The organism is Bacillus swezeyi, assembly GCF_001969815.1.
Lineage (GTDB): Bacteria > Bacillota > Bacilli > Bacillales > Bacillaceae > Bacillus > Bacillus swezeyi.
Genome location: NZ_MRBK01000001.1, coordinates 171145 through 189867 on the forward strand (window position 1 = coordinate 171145; position 18723 = coordinate 189867).

18 protein-coding genes are annotated in these 18723 nt (G+C 46.3%); 14 read left to right on the top strand and 4 right to left on the bottom strand.

What is annotated here, in order from left to right; translation table 11 throughout:
- Positions 1 to 121: 121 nt before the first annotated feature.
- Positions 122 to 2014 carry a DUF2207 domain-containing protein gene (locus tag BTA30_RS00865; protein WP_076758108.1) on the top strand — a complete coding sequence of 631 codons (1893 nt, stop codon included), beginning with the start codon at positions 122 to 124 and terminating at the stop codon, positions 2012 to 2014.
- A 307-nt stretch (positions 2015 to 2321) separates the two neighbouring features.
- Here BTA30_RS00865 and BTA30_RS00870 read toward each other — a convergent pair whose 3' ends face one another.
- Positions 2322 to 2792, bottom strand: a complete 471-nt coding sequence (locus tag BTA30_RS00870) for a DUF4188 domain-containing protein (protein WP_076758110.1) — start codon at positions 2790 to 2792, stop codon at positions 2322 to 2324.
- Between the two features lie 104 nt (positions 2793 to 2896).
- Positions 2897 to 3349: a helix-turn-helix transcriptional regulator gene (locus BTA30_RS00875; RefSeq protein WP_239693613.1), complete on the bottom strand. Its 453-nt coding sequence runs from the start codon at positions 3347 to 3349 to the stop codon at positions 2897 to 2899.
- Between the two features lie 291 nt (positions 3350 to 3640).
- Between BTA30_RS00875 and BTA30_RS00880 the strand changes: the two genes are divergently transcribed.
- From BTA30_RS00880 to BTA30_RS00935, 12 genes are all read left to right on the top strand, one after another.
- Positions 3641 to 4243 (top strand): TerD family protein, encoded by a 603-nt coding sequence (locus tag BTA30_RS00880; protein ID WP_076758112.1) that lies wholly within the window; start codon positions 3641 to 3643, stop codon positions 4241 to 4243.
- 27 nt (positions 4244 to 4270) lie between these two features.
- The gene (locus BTA30_RS00885) at positions 4271 to 4852 is read left to right on the top strand and encodes a TerD family protein (RefSeq protein WP_076758114.1); all 582 of its coding nucleotides are present in this window, start codon (positions 4271 to 4273) and stop codon (positions 4850 to 4852) included.
- A 69-nt stretch (positions 4853 to 4921) separates the two neighbouring features.
- Complete coding sequence (locus BTA30_RS00890) at positions 4922 to 5500, top strand: TerD family protein (protein WP_076758117.1); 579 nt, start codon at positions 4922 to 4924, stop codon at positions 5498 to 5500.
- Between the two features lie 62 nt (positions 5501 to 5562).
- A complete protein-coding gene (locus BTA30_RS00895) occupies positions 5563 to 6336 on the top strand; it encodes a TerC family protein (protein ID WP_076758119.1) in 774 nt (257 codons plus the stop codon).
- Between the two features lie 93 nt (positions 6337 to 6429).
- Positions 6430 to 7623, top strand: coding sequence for an HpcH/HpaI aldolase/citrate lyase family protein (locus tag BTA30_RS00900; protein WP_076758122.1), 1194 nt, complete (start codon positions 6430 to 6432; stop codon positions 7621 to 7623).
- Positions 7613 to 8932, top strand: coding sequence for a phosphoribosyltransferase family protein (locus BTA30_RS00905; RefSeq protein ID WP_076758124.1), 1320 nt, complete (start codon positions 7613 to 7615; stop codon positions 8930 to 8932). The genes BTA30_RS00900 and BTA30_RS00905 overlap by 11 nt, the downstream gene beginning before the upstream one ends.
- Complete coding sequence (locus tag BTA30_RS00910; protein ID WP_076758127.1) at positions 8925 to 10034, top strand: cysteine protease StiP family protein; 1110 nt, start codon at positions 8925 to 8927, stop codon at positions 10032 to 10034. Before BTA30_RS00905 ends, BTA30_RS00910 begins: the two co-directional genes overlap by 8 nt.
- A complete protein-coding gene (locus tag BTA30_RS00915; RefSeq protein ID WP_076758130.1) occupies positions 10031 to 10846 on the top strand; it encodes an HAD family hydrolase in 816 nt (271 codons plus the stop codon). Before BTA30_RS00910 ends, BTA30_RS00915 begins: the two co-directional genes overlap by 4 nt.
- 11 nt (positions 10847 to 10857) lie before the next feature.
- Positions 10858 to 11094: a helix-turn-helix domain-containing protein gene (locus BTA30_RS00920; protein ID WP_076758132.1), complete on the top strand. Its 237-nt coding sequence runs from the start codon at positions 10858 to 10860 to the stop codon at positions 11092 to 11094.
- A complete protein-coding gene (locus tag BTA30_RS00925; RefSeq protein ID WP_076758135.1) occupies positions 11084 to 12688 on the top strand; it encodes a YceG family protein in 1605 nt (534 codons plus the stop codon). Before BTA30_RS00920 ends, BTA30_RS00925 begins: the two co-directional genes overlap by 11 nt.
- A gap of 17 nt (positions 12689 to 12705) precedes the next feature.
- Positions 12706 to 13800, top strand: coding sequence for a toxic anion resistance protein (locus BTA30_RS00930; RefSeq protein ID WP_076758139.1), 1095 nt, complete (start codon positions 12706 to 12708; stop codon positions 13798 to 13800).
- Positions 13801 to 13952: 152 nt separating this feature from the next.
- Positions 13953 to 14654 (top strand): cytochrome c biogenesis CcdA family protein, encoded by a 702-nt coding sequence (locus BTA30_RS00935; RefSeq protein WP_076758141.1) that lies wholly within the window; start codon positions 13953 to 13955, stop codon positions 14652 to 14654.
- Positions 14655 to 14905: 251 nt separating this feature from the next.
- On the opposite strand, the gene BTA30_RS00940 is transcribed toward BTA30_RS00935, so the two are convergent.
- Together BTA30_RS00940 and BTA30_RS00945 are read right to left on the bottom strand one after the other, a co-directional pair.
- A complete protein-coding gene (locus BTA30_RS00940) occupies positions 14906 to 16111 on the bottom strand; it encodes a nitrate/nitrite transporter (RefSeq protein ID WP_076758143.1) in 1206 nt (401 codons plus the stop codon).
- Between the two features lie 119 nt (positions 16112 to 16230).
- On the bottom strand, positions 16231 to 17472 hold the full coding sequence (locus BTA30_RS00945) for an MFS transporter (RefSeq protein WP_239693616.1): 1242 nt from the start codon (positions 17470 to 17472) through the stop codon (positions 16231 to 16233).
- A 265-nt stretch (positions 17473 to 17737) separates the two neighbouring features.
- On the opposite strand from BTA30_RS00945, the gene BTA30_RS00950 reads away from it, so the two are divergent.
- Complete coding sequence (locus BTA30_RS00950) at positions 17738 to 18697, top strand: L-lactate dehydrogenase (RefSeq protein WP_076758147.1); 960 nt, start codon at positions 17738 to 17740, stop codon at positions 18695 to 18697.
- The last annotated feature ends 26 nt before the right edge of the window (positions 18698 to 18723 follow it).

The following is an 18723-nucleotide window of genomic DNA, read 5'->3' on the forward strand; positions in this document are numbered from 1 at the left end:
AAGGGAATATCCTTCGTTTTGAACAATTGTGTCATCTCTGTCATTTCTGTGAATGGGTGAAACAATTTCCTCGCTTTTCCGTATATAAGGCAGATACAAAAAACGAAAGGATTTACCAATGATGAAGTACTCCTTTTTCTTTTTTATGCTCATTGCTTTTTTTCTTCTCTCGGGATTTTCTATAGCGGGTCAATCTTTTTCAATTGACCGTGTTGATATTCAAGCCAATGTCAAAGAAAATGGCGATTTGGATGTTCAGGAAATGTATACATACGATTTCAAGGGCTCCTTCAATGGGGCGACAAGATCGTTCAGCAAGGATGAAACAGGGCGCATCAAAGGCTTTAAAGCGTACCTGCTTCCGAAAGACGGGGGAAAACGAGGCGGGGACCGGCCGTTAAAAACAACACTGGAAGATGGAACCTACTTTGCTTATACCTCATCTAAAGATGAAAGAAAAAAAGTGCTGTTTCACTATGTTGTCGAAGATGCCGCGCAAAAATTTGAAGACACCTCTGTTTTACGTCATTCTTTTTATGAAAAAACAAACACAGACTATCATCATGTGAAGATCCAGGTGAAGCTGCCGGATTCGGTAAAGGCATCCGACATTCATGCGTTCCTGCGTGATAAAGGTGACGGTGAGATCACTAAAGTTCACAACCGAACCGTTACTTACCAAAGCGGTTTTTTCCGGGCGGGGACAAGCTCAGAGCTGAGAATATATTTCCCGCAAAGCGCCCTGCCAAAGGCGGTCCGCCACCCGTCCTACGAGACGAAAGAAGATTTGCTGGCAGAGGAAAAGAGTGAGGCACACCGTTATGCCAAGCGGGATGAACGGCTGGGAAGCGCAGATAGGCTGACATGGATTTTTTCCAGTATTATCGGTTTGCTGATTATCTTTATCCTCTTTCTTTCATTGATGAAAAAGAAGCGCCAAAAGCTGCTGCCGATTGAAAGGCTGGAAAACTTTGATCCTGTGCTGGTTGCTTTCTTATTCAAAAAAGGAAACTTCACAGACTCCGACTTGCTGGCCGGTCTGCTGTCGCTTTATCAGCGGGGGCTGATCACAATGAAAAAGGTGAAGGCGGAAGATCGGTTTCTTCGTGACAGCAAAGCGCCTGATGAGACATATCAATTCGAATTCTCGGGCCATAAATCAGAGCTGCCGAAGCCGGATCAGCTCTTAATTGAAAAGCTGTTTGAACAAAAGGGAAATGACACTTATTCGTTCAGGCTTGACTCGCTCAGCGGACCGACCGAGGAGGAAATTGAACAGGGGGAAGGATTGGAGAAGTACGAGCGAAAGAGAATCATTCTTCAAAACGTCGTTCAAAAATGGACGGAAAGCATTAGACAAGATGCTGTATATAAAGAGTTTTTCCAAGAGAACCGCTGGCTCCGGATGCTGTCGCTTTCACTGCTTTTCGTCCATACAGGGCTCCTGCTCTATATCCTGTATGCGGATATTGCGCCTCAAGCCGGTTTTATGTCGGCGTGCATCATATTTGGGTTTGCCTTATCGGCGGGGATTGTTCTGGCCAAGTTTAAACTGTATTCCATCTTGTTTTTTCTTGGGCTGTTTTTTGCATCTGTCTTTACGGACAGCATCCATACCATTATGTTTTACGGTGTATGCCTCGGGCTGTCTATTCTGTTAATTGCCCTCATTCCGTCTATTAAGGAAAGCAGGTGTGCCTCCATCTACAGGAGTTCGGTTCTTTCATGGAGAAATCAGCTGAAAAAAGGAGAATGCCTTTCAGGCAGAAGCCTTTCTGAAAATGAAAACATCATGGTATATGCGATTGTGCTTGACATTGAGGGTGAATCCATGGCATTTATCAAAGAATCGGAAAACAGACTTGAACATGTCTTTCCTATACTTGGAATGGCCGCTGCCGGCTATTTTCATTATCCGTTTTACAGCTGGCAGCAATCAGCGGCTGCTCAGAATCATGCCCATGAGGCGGGAAGTTCGGGATCGGACGGGGGCAGCGGAGCAGGGGCTTTCTAATCGACGACCAACAACTAAAGTGTGGCCCGAAATCTTTGCAGTCCAGGAAGGGCGGGTCTCGGGCTTTAACAGGATGTGATGACGACGGTGTTCGGACAGGACGTCCGCGCACTTAACCGTCGTTCCTTCCTTTTAGATGTGATGACGGCGGAGTTCAGGCAGGACGCCTGAGTGATCAGCAGCCTTCCTTGAACGTGAGCACCGACTCAGCAGGCCTGACAACGAATGCGATGGTTTGTCGACACGCTGAGGTTATCGACTTTGCGATAGCTTTTTCATCAGCTTGGCGATTTCGGTCTTGTAAAGATTATCCCCGCATCCGCTGTTCCGCCGTTTTTGTGCTTGGGGTGACGGGTTTATGCCCATAGGCTTTCGCCAGGCCGAATGCCGGCATGTTGTGATAAAAAGTTTCGTAGCGGCCCTTCGGGATCGTATATGTTTCATGATAAATGCCGACAGCGCCTGATGCGGCTGTTTTTTGATAAAAGCGGCGCCAGGCTGCCATATGCTTTTTCCCTTTTGCATAATCGGTCAAAGCTTCGAAAGAGCGCCAGTATTGAATAAGAAAGATCGTCCGGAAATTAATGGATGATTCTAAAGAGAGGAAGCCAAGATCCTTGTTTTGATAAAGCTCGCGAATCATTGGAGGCATAGCAGTAAAAACCGGCCACCATTTATGAACTGCATGCCATTTGTTGATTCTCATGCCAATCACAAATACAACCACTTCATCCTCGGGATCAGCCGTAAAAGGCTTAGTGATGATCGTTTTTCCCATCTGTCTCGTCCTTTCCGCTTGTCAGCCGTCTGATTGTCGCTTCACACTATTCGATTCCGGCCAGTGTGCTGCGCTTTCCAAAATCCAGTGTAAACAGCCAGTACTCAGCATCTGTTGAATGATCGCTGCACGACACGATCGTGTTCGATTGCTTGATACGTCTCATACCGTTCTTGCAGCTTGTGCTGATATTCCTTGACTTTCACGGCAGTCACCGAGCGCTCCTGCTGTTTGCAGAAAAAAAGTTTCAGCAGAAACTCGTTTTTCTCTGTTGCAATTTCCTTGATCGGCTCTTCCAGCCAGCTTTGCAGCGCTTTTTTTCCCTCGGCTGTGATCTGGTACTCCTTTCTGTCCGGTTTTCTTTCCTGTTCAGCTGGTGCAGCCGTTACCAATCCGGCTTCTGTTAATTGATTGAGAGCTGCATAGATTTGGCCGTAGCTGATTTTCCAAAAGTGATGCAGGCTTTGATCGATCATTTGCTTCATTTCATATCCTGTCCGATAGCCGGCTGTAATCAATCCGAGCAATGCATAAGTCGTCTGGTTTCTCTTTGTCATGAATGCCGCCTCTCTATATCTTTTTGATATATGGTAGCGAAACCGTTTTTCATTTGCAATATGATGACACAATTTCTCTATCAATGGATTAGGCTCAAAAGATTATAAAAAAATATGAATTTATACGAAACTTTTAGATGGATCAAGCCGTATATATAGTTAAGCGAGTTAAATAATGATTCATTAGTCGTGTATTTGTGCAGAGATGAATCACGCTGGCGTGATCATTAGATTTTTTAAAGCTTTTTAACTTATGCAGCAAAGTTTATGATGAATGAGGGAGTGAACGATTTGGCTATTTCTTTAGAAAAAGGTCAGCGGGTTGATTTAACAAAAGGTAATGCGGGGCTTTCAAAAATTATGGTCGGCCTCGGCTGGGATCCTGTTGCTTCTGGCAGCGGCGGTTTTTTTGGTAAACTGTTTGGAGGGGGCGCCCCGAATATCGATTGTGATGCCTCTGTGCTGATGCTGGAAAATAACAGAATGACAGAAAAGAAGAATGTCATTTACTTCGGAAATTTAAGAAGCAGATGCGGCAGTGTTGAGCATACAGGCGACAATTTGACAGGGGAAGGAAGCGGCGATGATGAGCAGATTATCGTAGATCTTCACAAGGTTCCCGCACATATTGACAAGCTGGTGTTTGTCGTCAATATATACGACTGCGTCAAACGAAACCAGCATTTCGGAATGATCGAAAATGCATTCATACGCGTTGTTGATATGAATCATCGTCAAGAGATGGTCAAATACAATCTCAAAGACGACTATTCAGGACGGACAAGCCTGATTGCGGGAGAGATATACCGCGACGGAGGCGAATGGAAATTCACGGCTGTCGGAGAAGGCACAAACGATACGAGCATTACGGAAATCGTCAAACGCTACGCCTAACTAAAAAAGCGAAAAGGAGCGATGGAGATGGCAATCTCACTAGCGAAAGGGCAGAAGGTCGATTTAACCAAAACAAATCCCGGGCTTTCAAAGGTAGTCGTCGGATTGGGCTGGGACGTCAATAAATATGACGGAGGAGCCGATTTTGACCTTGATGCCAGCGTATTCCTGCTGGATGCCGAAGGCAAATGCGCTTCAGAAAAAGACTTTATTTTCTATAACCAAACACAAGGCGGCAACGGTTCTGTTGTACATACAGGCGACAATCGGACAGGCCAGGGCGAAGGAGACGATGAGCAGGTGGCGATCGACTTGAACTCCGTACCTGCCGATATTCATAAAGTTTCTTTTGTCATTACAATTCATGAGGCGGAAGCCCGCAGCCAAAACTTCGGTCAAGTGTCAAACGCCTATGTCCGCGTGATCAATGAAGATTCCGGCGAAGAGTTAATCCGCTATGATTTGGCTGAAGATTTCTCGATTGAAACGGCGCTGATCACCGGTGAACTTTACCGTCATGGCGGAGAGTGGAAATTTTCAGCGATCGGCTCAGGCTATCAAGGCGGACTGGCGCGGATTGCCACTGATTTCGGCCTGCAAATCGGCTAGCTATTTGGATCGGAAGACACAGAATGCACTGACTGCAGCGGCCTGATATTTCGTAAGGAGGTTTTACACATGGCTATTCAGTTATCTAAAGGACAGCGAATCGATTTAACGAAGACGAATCCGGGCCTAACAAGGGCATTGATCGGATTAGGCTGGGATACAAACAAATATACCGGCGGAGCAGACTTCGACTTGGACGCCTCCGCCTTCCTTGTCGATGGCAGCGACAAATGTGTGAACGATCACGACTTTGTCTTTTACAATAATCTTGAACATCCGAGCGGTGCTGTCATCCATACGGGCGACAATCGGACGGGCGAAGGTGAAGGCGATGATGAGCAAATCATTGTCGATTTTTCCAAAATCCCTGCACATGTTGAGAAAATCGGCATCACGGTTACGATTCATGACGCAGAAAGCCGCAGCCAAAACTTTGGACAAGTCTCCAATGCATTTGTCCGGCTGGTTGATGAGTTTACAAATGAAGAGCTGCTTCGCTTTGATTTAGGCGAGGATTTTTCGATTGAGACAGCGGTTGTGATTTGTGAATTGTACCGCCATGGATCAGATTGGAAATTTAATGCCATCGGCAGCGGATTTTCCGGAGGATTGGCATCGCTTTGCCGCAATTACGGCTTGCAAGTTTAGTTTTGCTGACTGAACCACGCTGTGGTTCAGTCTTGCTTTTCAATATTAGGAGGTAACCAAAAGTGGATTTATTTCATCATATTATTTCAGTTTACGCCTCGTTTTTTGACTGGGACATGTGGGTCGAGGTCTTAACCGATCCAGTCTCTTGGGGGCTGATCGGCTCTCTCGTTGTGCTGGAAGGACTTTTATCAGCGGATAATGCCTTGGTTCTCGCTGTCATGGTCAAACACCTTCCGGAAAAACAGCGCAAAAAAGCGTTGACCTACGGTTTGATCGGTGCATATTTCTTTCGATTTTTATTTATCGGGCTCGGCATGATCCTGATTAAATTCTGGTGGATCAAGCTGGTCGGCGCCGCATATCTGGCGTGGCTCGTGATCAAGCATTTCTTTATCGGTGAAGGCGATGATGAATCCAACGCCTTGAAAAAAGACAGCTGGATGGTTCGAGTTTTCGGGGTTTTCTGGGCTACAGTCATTTCTGTGGAACTCATGGACCTTGCCTTTTCAGTAGACAGCATTCTTGCCGCATTTGCGGTGTCTGAAAAAGTCTGGGTGCTGTTGATCGGCGGTATGCTCGGCATCTTAATGATGCGGACAGTCGCGAAATTCTTCCTTAAGCTGATTGATAAAGTGCCAGAATTGGAAACAACGGCATTTGTTTTAATCGGAATCATCGCATTGAAAATGGCCGGAAGTATATGGCACATTGAAATGCCGCACAGCGTGTTCTTTATCATTCTGATTGTCGCTTTCGCAGCTACATTTATCATTCATTATATGAACAAACAAAAGGCTGTCAAAGAACAAACGGCTGCTTCAAAAGAAGAATAAAACGCAAATACAAAAAGGGGGGGAGTGGATCTGCTCCGTCCCTTTTTACATCATAGGAGAAATCAATTTCCTATTCAGAAGAAGGTGACCCGTGTGCAATACTTTCATTTTTTATCCCCCTCTCAAAAAGAACATGTCTTTTTCAAACAGCCGGAGCCGGTGACGAAAGATTCTCCGAAACACATACTTGAGTATGCGCTGGGAGCTACGCTTTATGTTCCGGGAAACCGCAAAGATATTGCGGACATGATCATTAAGCAAAAATATCCCGAACTTTGCTCGGTTGTTTTTTGTCTTGAAGATTCAATCGGTGACTGTGAAGTTCTTCAGGCTGAAAACAATCTTGTCAGTCAGGCCGATATCATTTATCAGGCTCAAAAACTGCGGACAATAGACAGCGATGTTCTGCCGCTGATGTTCATCCGTGTGCGGGAGCCTGAACAAATGCTTGAACTGGGCAATAAGCTGGGCCGGGCGCTGCACTTGTTTACCGGGTTTGTTTTCCCTAAGTTTTCAACATTTAATGCTGAGCACTATCTCGATACGTTATCAAAATTATCAAAAGAATCCGGCATCACCTTATATGGAATGCCGATTTTTGAGACGCCTGATTTACTAGCGATGGAAACAAGGACAAAAGCATTGCAGGAATTGAAATCGACGCTCGTCTTTTATCAGGATGTCATTCTGAACATACGGATCGGCGCCACTGATCTGTGCGGCCTCTACGGGTTAAGAAGGAAGCCGCATACGCCGATATACAGCATTATGGTCATCGCTGATTTTATCAAAGACATGATCAATTATTTCGGATTGCAGTTTGTGATATCCGGACCTGTATGGGAGTACTTCGAAGACACTGCCCAAACCGATGCGCTTCTTACGGGCCAGACTTCGTATTGGACAAAAGGCAGAGGTGGAGATCTGCATTGTTTCAATGCATATATGGACGGACTGATCAATGAAACACGTCTTGATCTCGCCAACGGCATTCACGGCAAAACCGTGATTCATCCGACACATTTAAGAGCGGTGCAAAGCCTGCATGTCATTTCAATTGAGGAGTACTTGGACGCCTTAAGTATTGTCGAAAGTGCTGACGGCACCCGCGGTGTTGTGAAAAGCTCTTTTTCCAATAAGATGAACGAAATCAAGCCGCACTTGAGCTGGGCGAAAAAAATACTTTTAAAGTCAGAGATATTTGGGGTGTATCATGAAAACCGCAGCTACATGGACATACTTGCAGCACAAAAACCGATTTCGAATATTGGATCATATGGAAGTTGAATTGTCGATTGCTGACAATCCGCTCTCTATCCCGCCCCAGGCGTTGTTCGAGATGGCGGCGAGAATCAATAAAAAGCGGGGCTTTTTGTTTGTCAGCAAAGTCCTCGGCAAACACATACCGGTTCATCCTTTAAAGCCGCTGCTTGCCTCAGGGCTGTTGGCGATGGAGCATGCCGAGAGAACTTCCGGGGCTGTGATGGATGTGAAAGCCGAAGTGGCGGCAGGGCTTTTAGAGGAGGATCATGAGAGTGTGAAAAAGGCTTATGATCTTCTGAAACAGCAGCGCATTCAGCTGTCTGAATCTCCGATCGTCATCGGGTTTGCGGAAACGGCGACAGCGCTTGGGCACGGTGTGTTTGACTGTATTGAAGACGCGGCGTTTATTCATACAACAAGAGAGGCCTTGCAGGACATTCATCCGGATCTTGTATTTGAAGAAGAACATTCTCACGCCGTTGATCAGCGATGCTATACAGGCGGGCCGGTGTTTGCCTCTGAGGGACCTGTGATTCTTGTAGACGATGAAATCACAACCGGAAAAACGGCGCTGAACATCATCAAAGATATCCAGAAAAAGCACCCGCGGAAGGCGTATGCAATTCTTTCTCTATTAGACTGGCGCTCTGAGGCGCATAAAGAAGAGTTCCGCAAAGCGGAAGCAGAGCTCGGTGTGACCATCTCGACGACCGCTTTGCTGTCCGGGTCTGTCGCATTTCATGGAACAACGCTGGATCAATCATCCTATGATTATGAGCCGGAGGGCGCTGCACGGAACGTTTCCGTCCGCCAAATTGATCTTGGCGAGTACTTCACAGCGCTTCCGCATGCAGCAGAAAAGACTGGTGAAGCCTCATTTGTGAAAGAGACCGGCCGTTTTGGCATCACTCAACATGATAGAGGGGATATCGAGAAGGCCTGTCAGAAAGCGGGCAATCGCCTTCATACAATTCGAAAAGGGAAGCGCGTGCTGTGTTTAGGGACAGGCGAGTTTATGTATCTTCCGATGAAAATCGCGGCTTTTATGGGGGAACATGTTTCCTATCAATCAACAACGAGAAGCCCGATTCATCCGTCTGACAGAGAACGCTATGCCGTAAAGAACGGCTACTCCTTCCCAAATCCGGAAGATGAGGCTGTGAAGCATTTTGTCTATAATCTCCCAAAGCAGGGCTATGATGAAGTGTTTGTGTTTGTTGAAAAGCCGGTCACGCAAAAGTCGCTGCGGCCGCTCCTTGAGATTTGCAGCGATAGAAACATAGAGAATGTCACCATTGCGACTTTTTCAAAAGGAAGTGATAGCCATGACTGATAGAGCGGTGAGGATGGGCAGTTATCCAGCATCTGATGTGACCTTTCTTCTAAAGGACCTGTCAGGCATTTCAATCGAAAAAAGTACAAAGGAAAGGGAAAATCTGATTCAAAGCGGCACACATTATTCAGAAATGCTGCCTGTTGAATATAAACCGACAGGCGAATATATGAATTTGTTTTATGCGTCGCTTGAAGACAGCAAGCGAAAGGTAGCCGAAGCTGTCGCGATTGTCGCTGAACAAATTGTTCAAAAGCGCGGATTACATACAGTGCTGTGCAGTTTGGCGCGGGCCGGGACGCCGATCGGCGTGCTGATTAAGCGGTATATTGAATATAAGCATCATAAAGCGCTCCCTCACTACAGCGTTTCGATCATCCGCGACAGAGGAATTGACGAGAATGGGCTGCACTATATCCTTCGGCGCCACCCCGGAGATTCGGTTGCATTTATTGACGGCTGGACGGGAAAAGGCGCGATTACAAAAGAATTAACGAGGGCTGTTTCCGATTTTAATAATAAATACGGAACAGCGCTTTCTTCTGAGCTGGCCGTCCTGGCAGATCCGGGATACTGCTCATCGTTATTTGGAACGAGGGAAGATTTTCTTATTCCGAGCGCCTGCTTGAATTCCACGGTATCCGGTCTTGTCAGCAGAACCGTGTTAAATGAAAAATGGATTGGAAAAGACGATTTCCACGGAGCAAAATATTATGCTGATCTGCTTGAGGAAGATGTATCAAATCTCTATGTCGATGCAATTGCCGCCGAGTTTCCCGCAGTAGAAAAAACGGCCGCGGAAACGGCAGCCGTGCTGATGGAGGACAGGGAGGAACCGGATTGGCGCGGACTGGCGTCAATCAACAGCATTCAAAAAGAGTTTGGCATTGATAACACGCATCTCATTAAACCCGGTGTTGGTGAGACAACGCGTGTCCTGCTGCGCAGAGTGCCTTGGAAAATTTTAATCAAGCCCGGTTCAGAAAAACGGCTGAAACACATCTTGCTTCTTGCCGAAGACAGGGACGTCCCGGTGGAAGAATACACGGATATGTCATACAGCTGCTGCGGATTGATACGTCCGGTCGGGAGGGACAAATGAAAGCTTTCGCGAGTGATTTAGACAGAACGCTGATTTATTCAAAAAAAATGATCGACACCTATGGGGGAGAGGCCGGCTGCCAGCTGATCGAAACGCTTGACGGCAGAGAGATTTCCTTTATTTCGGAGAAGACGAGGGAGAACCTTCGCAAGATCCATGAAAAAATGCTGTTTATTCCAGTCACGACCCGGACGACTGAGCAATACAAGAGAATCACCTTTTTTCAAGAGGCCGTCATTCCTGAATACGCGATTACAACGAATGGAGGCTGCATTTTAAAAAACGGCAGTCCAATCAGGGAATGGTCCAGCTTCATCGATGGACAGCTTCAATCCTGCATGCCGATCAAGGACATGCTGGAGGAAATCGCCAAGCTTCCGTTGTCACAGCTGGCAGAAAGAGTCAGGACGGCACACCACTATTTTGTATATTTGATTTTCAGTGAAGAAAATGTGGGCAAGATCAATGCCTCTGCCGCAAAAGCATGGGCGGCTGATAAAGGATGGCAGGCATCTCTGCAAGGGAGAAAGCTTTATTTTATTCCAGAGCCGCTGAATAAATGGAGAGCGGTTGATTATTTAAAAAACCGGCTGAACATTGACGAAGTATATGCGGCTGGGGATTCGCTGCTTGATTTTGATTTGATCGCGCAGGCTGATTACGGTGTTTCTCCAGCCCACGGAGAAGTGCTGCAACATCATCCCGATCTCAATGCAACAGTCCGGCCGGGCATGCAATCGGCAGACGATATAACGGAACATATTGTTAACCTCCTGATTCCTGCAAGCCAAAGAAAACAAACAATATTTTAGGATGATCAGTCATGATTAAAATAATTGATCTCAGCAGCCGCGACATTCTCAGTTCCCAGCAAGCTTGTGAAGAATGGGGAATTGACTCGTCAACGCTCCGCAAAAGAGTACACGATTTTCCTGTAGGAACAATCAGAAAGTTTGGGACAACCTATGCTGTGACCAGAGCCGGCATGTGCGCCGTTTTTGGTCGGGAAAATGAAACCCAAATGAAGAAAGGGGGGACGGCTGAGCGCTATGAATCATGATGTGAACATTCAAAACGCACAGGTTAATGATGATGAATGGAAGCAGATCGTCCATAAGCCGCTATTAGAAAGAACCCCTTATGAAAAAGGCGATCGACTGACGATCAGCCGTGTGGCCGGGCGGATTCTCGGGACGCCGCATGATGAAACAGATTACTATATCCATTTGCATGAGCTGTATGTGTCAGACGATTTTCATGTTTTGAGCGAGACGCTTGAGAAGACAATTGCTCCGGAAAGGTTTCAGGCCATACAGCAAATCCATATGATCAATCAGAAAGAAAAAGGGCTTTCCGTCAATCGGTTTGTCGCTTTTCTTGACGGAGAGCAGCTTATCGTCAAGCATCCCAATCCCGCCATGCACCGGCATTTAAGGAAGTCGCTTATCGAAGTGCTGCAGACGTTTCAGTCTTCCCATGAAACGGGTTTTAACGATCCTGACTTTCGCCGGGTTCTTCTTGATCTTGTCAAATGGATGGGCAATCATCTTGAGAAGTGGCTGAAAGAGGCCGATATTGAAAATGACATGCCGAAAGTGATTTGGTACGGGGATACAACAAAAAGCCAAAGGTATTTTTTATACTACTTGATGCTCATCGGGTGTGATGTGCTGATTTTTCATCCGGAGGGAAAAGATCCATTTCAGGAAATCGATCCGGATCAAAAGCTTTCTTTTGTCTACTCTTATCCGGGAACCTCCGCACTCGAGCCGTTTCCGACAGAAAAACCGCAGCGCAAATCAACGGTGGCTTACCGCTCAACAAAGGAATTGGACACTGTGCTGCACAATGAAGATTCCCTGATGTATAAACCGTGGCAATTCAGGGAGCACACACCGGTTTCCGTCACACTGAAAACCACCTATGATGAGCTGTTTTTAATCGCAAAAGAGCGCGCTTTTATCAGGCCGAATTTTCAGGCGTCCAAAACAACAGTGGACATTCCTAACTTGTTTGCGATGGTCATGGGTGTCTCCAGCAATGAGAAAGAGTACTGGGACCGTTTGCAGACATTGACGGAGTATAAGGAGTCTTATACGATCCGGCGCTTTCCGTTTACAAGTGAAGAGAAGTCGAATTATCAGTTCCATTACGGCCATGCTCTTGATCAAACAGGCGGGATCGATCCCGGCCGGTTGATGGAAAGCAATGTCTGGCGCTACAAGCATTTGCCTGAGGGCGTTCAGCGCGGCATAGCCCAAGCCGTTTCAAGGATGTGCAAAAACCCGAGTCTTTTGGCATTAAACAATGAAAAAGAAGCGGATGTGCAGCTGTATCTGTTTACACAGGCAGTATGCCTTCCGCCGGAGCTTGTGAACCTGATTCAGACTTTTGACTATTCACAGACAGTGCCGAAACTGATCTTGTATCATACCGAACAGACAGGCGCATTATCGCGGTCGGATGCTGCGGCTCTGCTTTTATTAAATGAAATCGGCATCGATATCATCGTTTATAATCCTCCGGGTCATAAATGCATCGACCACTATATTGATGATCAGCAGTTTGATACTCACTGGCTTGATGAAATGTCATTCAATCAGGAGTTCAAGGAGCCGTCAATCGTACGAAAGTTCATCAATAAAATCTTTTAAATAAGGGGGCCATCCAGATGGCAAATACGAATGAAACAAACATCGTCAACATCAATAAAGAGGAAGAAATCACGGTTGAAAAAGCGGAGGATATCCGTGTCAAACTGCGCCAGGAACCTGAAGTGCAAAGCCTTGCCCAGCAGATTGACGCGAAAAATCAAGTGGCGCTTTTAGAATTCGGAAAGGAACCTGCTCTTGAAATTTCCAAATTCTCCGACCGCATTCTCTCAATGATGAGAACGAACAGTGTCACAGATTCTGGAGCCATGCTGACCCAGCTCGGCAAAATCATGGACCGCTTTGACAAAAACGATTTTGAAGAACAGAAGGGCCTTCTGTCTAAATTCTTCAAGCGCGGCAATAGCTTAATTGAGAAGATATTTAAAAAATATCAAACCCTCGGCGGTGAAATTGAAAAAATCAATGTCGAAATTTCCAAGTATAAAGATGAAATGACAAAATCGACAGTAACGCTCGATGAAATGTACGAGAGCAATCTCAACTACTATGTGGAACTAGAAAAATATGTCGTGGCCGGCCAAATGAAAATAGAAGAATTGCAGCAGCTGATCCCTGATTATGAGGCGAAAGCGGCCAGCGGCAACCAAATGGCGCAGATGGAGCTCGACACGCTTCGTAACGGCATTCAGGCATTGGAAGAACGAGTGTATGATCTAGACATGGCGCGGATGGTTGCGATCCAAACAGCACCGCAAATCCGCCTGCTTCAGCGAGGAAACACAAAGCTGATCGGAAAAATCAACTCCGCTTTCATCATCACGATTCCGATCTTCAAAAACGGCATCATCCAGGCTGTTACCGCCAAGCGCCAGAAGCTTGTCGCTGATTCAATGAGCGAACTCGACCGCCGTACAAACGAAATGCTGAAACGAAATGCCGAGAACATTTCCAGCCAGTCCGTCGAGATTGCCAGAATGTCAGGCAGACCTAGCATCGATATTGAAACAATCGAACAATCTTGGAATACGATTGTCAAGGGGATGCAGGAAACCAAGCAGATCGAAGAAGAAAACAAACGTCTGCGCGAGGAAGGATCAAAACGTATTCTTGAGCTTCAGAACAATATAAAAAAAACCGCATTGAACGGTTAATGCGGAAAGTGAGCCGCCCTCGGGCGGCTTTTTCATTTCAATATGTTCATAGAAATGAAGAAAATCTCGGCATGAGGGGCGCTGTTTTGTGATATGATGGACAACGAGAGTGATATGGAAAAAAATATATAAAAATGAAGCAGGTGGAAATCATGATCACATGGTGGTTGGCGTTCGGCGGCGGTTTCTTGTCGTTTATTTCTCCGTGCTGCCTGCCTTTGTATCCTTCTTTTATTTCTTACATTACCGGGATTTCAGTCAGCGATTTGAAACATCAAAACTCAAAACATATGAATCAATCCGTGATGATTCATGCAGCATCTTTTTTGGTTGGGTTTTCCGTTATCTTTTACATACTGGGTTTCTCGGCCAGCTCAATCGGACTGCTATTTGTGAAGTACCACAATTTGATCCGGATGCTGGGCGGAATTTTTATCGTTGTCATGGGGCTGTTTTTACTTGGGGTTTTTCGCCCTGCATTCATGTTGAAGGAACGGCGGTTTTCATTTAGAAAAGGAAAAATAGGCCTATTCAATTCGATGGTGGTGGGGGTGATCTTTGCCGCAGGATGGACGCCTTGCATCGGCCCTATTTTTGGCACGATTGCATATGCAAATTTTGAAAACCCCAATCCCGCTTACACCTTTATGACGGTGACCGCCTATTCATTGGGATTTGCGGTTCCTTTTTTGCTGATGGCTTTTTTTATCGGAAAAATAAAGCTGTTCATGAAATACTCGAATATGCTGATGAAAGCGGGCGGCGCCATCATGATTATCATCGGTGTCCTTCTTTATACAGACAATATGATATGGTTTAATATTTGGTATTCGAATTTGACAAACCTTTTCTAGATTCCCTCCGCGCCCTGCGGCGTCAGATGCACTGGAGGACGCGGGAATCACCCTGCCTTACGCCAACAACATATACAACTAAGCTCTCTTTGCGGCACTGAAAAATGACCACCGGCTTCGGTCTCACACCTTGAGGAAACGAGCGGCGGTGAATTGCCGCACGAAAGAACGACCAAATACAAAAAGCTGATGGGCCGTCTTGAACGGTTCACCAGCTTTTATATTTTAGGGGGCTTTTGAGGCAGCCCTTTCTAAATTCTGATTGATTTCTCCGCGGCTTTCCATTGTTTTTTCCAGCCGGCCTGAGCGAGTAAAAGCAGCCCCAGGGCTAAAAAAGCGATGCCGGAAAAGGTGAGGAATCCGCTTGAATAAGTGCCGGTTATTTGCTTTAGCGTTCCAAGAATATTCGGGAGAAAGAATCCGCCGATTCCCCCGGCAGCGCCAACGATCCCGGTCACCATTCCGATTTCTTTTTGAAAGCGCTGAGGCACAAGTTGGAATATCGCGCCATTCCCCATGCCGAGGCAGCCCATCCCGATAAACAATGCTGCCGTGACAACCCCGAGCGACGGGAGCATGCTGACGGAGCACATGCAAAGAGCCACACCGACAAACAAAAATTGGAGCAAACGCACACCGCCAATTTTATCGGCAATCCATCCGCCGACAGGGCGGAGGCAGCTTCCGGATGCGACCACAAGCGTTACAAATTCGCCGGCTCTGACCGCAGGGACGGAATACTGGGATGCGAAAAAGTAGCTTAAAAAGTTTGACAGGCCGACAAATCCCCCGAATGTCACACTGTAGAGAAGGCAAAAATACCAAGTGTCCCTTTCTTTAAAGACAGTAAAATATTCTTTAATCGGTTTTGGCTTAGGCTGATTCGGAGGCTCTTTCGCCATCAGGAAATAGCTGATAAAAACGAGCGTTAATGGAATCAGCGCCAATCCCATCACACCGTTCCAGCCCGCATGCTCCGCAATACGCGGGCCGAACAGCGTGGCAAGCAGTGTTCCGCTGTTTCCCGCACCGGCTATACCCATAGCAAGACCCTGCAAATGCGGCGGATACCAGCGGCTCGCCATTGGCAGAGAAGCGGAAAAACTTGCTCCGGCAACACCTAATAAAATCCCGATAACATACAGTTCGGCGACAGTTGATCCGAACTGCCATCCCCATATCAGCGGGATCATCGTCACCAGCATTCCGCCGATGGCCGTCTTCTTCGGACCATAACGGTCGGTTAAAATGCCTAAAACAATGCGGAAAACAGACCCGGCCAACGTAGGAATAGCGACAATCAATCCAACCTGTGAAGGTGATAAATCAAAATCCGCCGTGATATAAACACCAAGCGCCCCAAGCAAAACCCAAATCATAAAGCTGACGTCGAAATATAAAAAAGAAGACAACAAGGAAGGCGCATGCCCGCTTTTCCTCAAATCCGCCAATTTCAATTGCAACACTCCCCATCCGATAGATTCTAGAACTTATCATGACAAAATAAAATGGGGTTGGCAGTATTTTTGTCAGCTTTACTTACAAACTAAAAGATTGAATATTTAAAATATTAATATTAAACCGCAGTGTCTGTTTTGGAATGTTGAGCAGGTGATGAGTCATCATTCAAGAATTTAAAGTAAGGCAGGAGAATACCGAGGCATCCTGCTATACAAATGATTGCGCCGATCATGAAAAACATCGGGCGTATTCCGAATATTTCACTGAACCTTCCTCCAATTAAAACGCCGATCATCATGGCACCGCGGTTGATGAAAAGGCGGACGGAAAGTATATTTCCCAAAAGGCGGCGGGGAACCTTTTTTTGGTACAGGGATGTATTGTGAACATTGAAAAAGGGAATAAAAACCCCTGCGGCAGCTTCAATCAGAATGGCTGCCCAAATTGCCGAGGCAAAGCTTAAGAAAATGTAGGAAACCCCTCCGGCAGCCAGCGCGCCGAGCATCATCAGGCGCCGGCTTGTCAAGCAGCCAAGCTTTCCGGCGGCCATCGAGCCAGCGAAATAGCCGAGCGGGAATGCAGCCATAAAATATCCATAGTCCAGTTCACTGCCGCCAAGCTCATCTACTATATACGGGACGTTCAGAACCATTGTGACGCCGACGCCGAATTGGACAAAGGCGAGAAAAATGCCGAGCCAGGCGAGCAGCCGCTGCCTAAAGAAATACCGGATTCCCCCTGATAATTGCTCCAGCCAGCTTTGTCTTTCTTCTTTGTATTCCGGCCGTTTTTCTTTAAGAGTGAAAAGGAAGCCAGCGCTCAAAAAGAAAAACAATGAAGCGGCAGCGAGCGTTTCTTCCGGGCCTAGCCATGCGGCCAAAAAACCCCCGATCGGAGGCGCGATAAACCCCATGAGACGCAGCGTTCCATCGATATAAGCATTGGCTTGTATGAGCTGTTTCTCTTTCACAAGGGTCGGGATCATGGCCGTGCCGGCCGGAGCATAGAGAGGCTGAATGAGCCCAATCACCGCCTGCAGCAGCAGCAGGTTCCAAAATTCAAGATTTCCGCAAAAAATCATTAAGATCGGGAAGAGAAATACGAATGCCCGTGTCAGCTGGGAGAACAGCATGATGTTTTTTCTGCTCCATCGGTCTATAAAAGGGCCGATGATCAGCTGCAAGGCAAGAGAGGGAATAAAATAAACGAGCCAGAAACTGCTCATGGCAAGCTTAGAACCCGTCAATTCATATACAAGCAAAGAATTGGAAAGGGCTCCAATCGCGCCGCCAAGCTCTGAGACAGCCTGTCCGAGCCATAGCGCAAGAAAGGATCTGTTTTTAATAAAACCATTCACCGTCTGAGACATTACCATTTCCCCTTCTTTCTCCCTAATGGATTTCCATGGATGAATTTTATAATTTTTGGCTGTTTTATACAACAATAAGGTATATTTTTACCAATAAATGCACAAATTTAGGGAAGAAATAAGTGGAGACACAAAAAAGACAAAAATATAAATGCATAACTCTTGAAAAAGTATGTGAAATATTGCACAATATGAATGTGAAATACTTCACAAACAACTTAGAATTAAAACTAACGGCAAAGGATGATGAAAAATGGCAAACCAAAAAGTCAATCGTACAGTTTTAATCGGTGCTGGATTTGTTGGAAGCAGTTATGCGTTTACGTTAATTAACCAAGGAATCACAGACGAACTTGTGATCATTGATTTAAATAAAGACAAAGCAATGGGCGATGTTATGGACTTAAACCACGGGAAAGCATTTGCGCCGCATCCTGTGAAAACTTGGTACGGCACGTATGAAGATTGCAAGGACGCCGATATTGTCTGCGTTTGCGCAGGAGCAAACCAAAAGCCCGGTGAAACCCGCCTGGATTTAGTCGAAAAAAATCTGAGGATTTTTAAAGGAATCATCGGAGAGGTCATGGCCAGCGGATTTGACGGTATTTTCTTAGTTGCTACAAATCCGGTCGACATCCTCACTTATGCCACATGGAAGTTCAGCGGCCTTCCGAAAGAGCGCGTGATCGGAAGCGGTACGACTCTTGACACTGCACGTTTCCGCTACTTGCTCAGCGAATACTTCGGTGTCGCTGCCCATAATGCGCACGGCTATATCATCGGTGAACACGGGGATACGGAGCTGCCTGTCTGGAGCCATGCGAATATCGGCGGAGTACCCGTCAGCGATTTGCTGAAAAAGAATGAGAACTGCAAAGAGGAAGATCTAGATGAACTGTTTGACAATGTGAAAAACGCAGCTTACCACATTATCGAGAAAAAAGGTGCGACATATTACGGCGTTGCCATGAGCCTGGCGCGTATCACGAAAGCCATCTACCGCAACGAAGAAGCGATCTTAACCGTCAGCGCCCATCTTGACGGCGAATTCGGCGAAGAAGACGTTTATATCGGAGTTCCGGCAGTCGTCAGCCGAGACGGAGCAAAGAAAATCATTGAGCTTGATCTGAATGAAAAAGAAAAAGAGCAGTTCAAGCATAGTGCAGGCGTGTTAAAAGAGATCTTAGAACCGCATTTTGGACCGAAAGCGTAATCTAATGAACACTATAAAGATAGAGA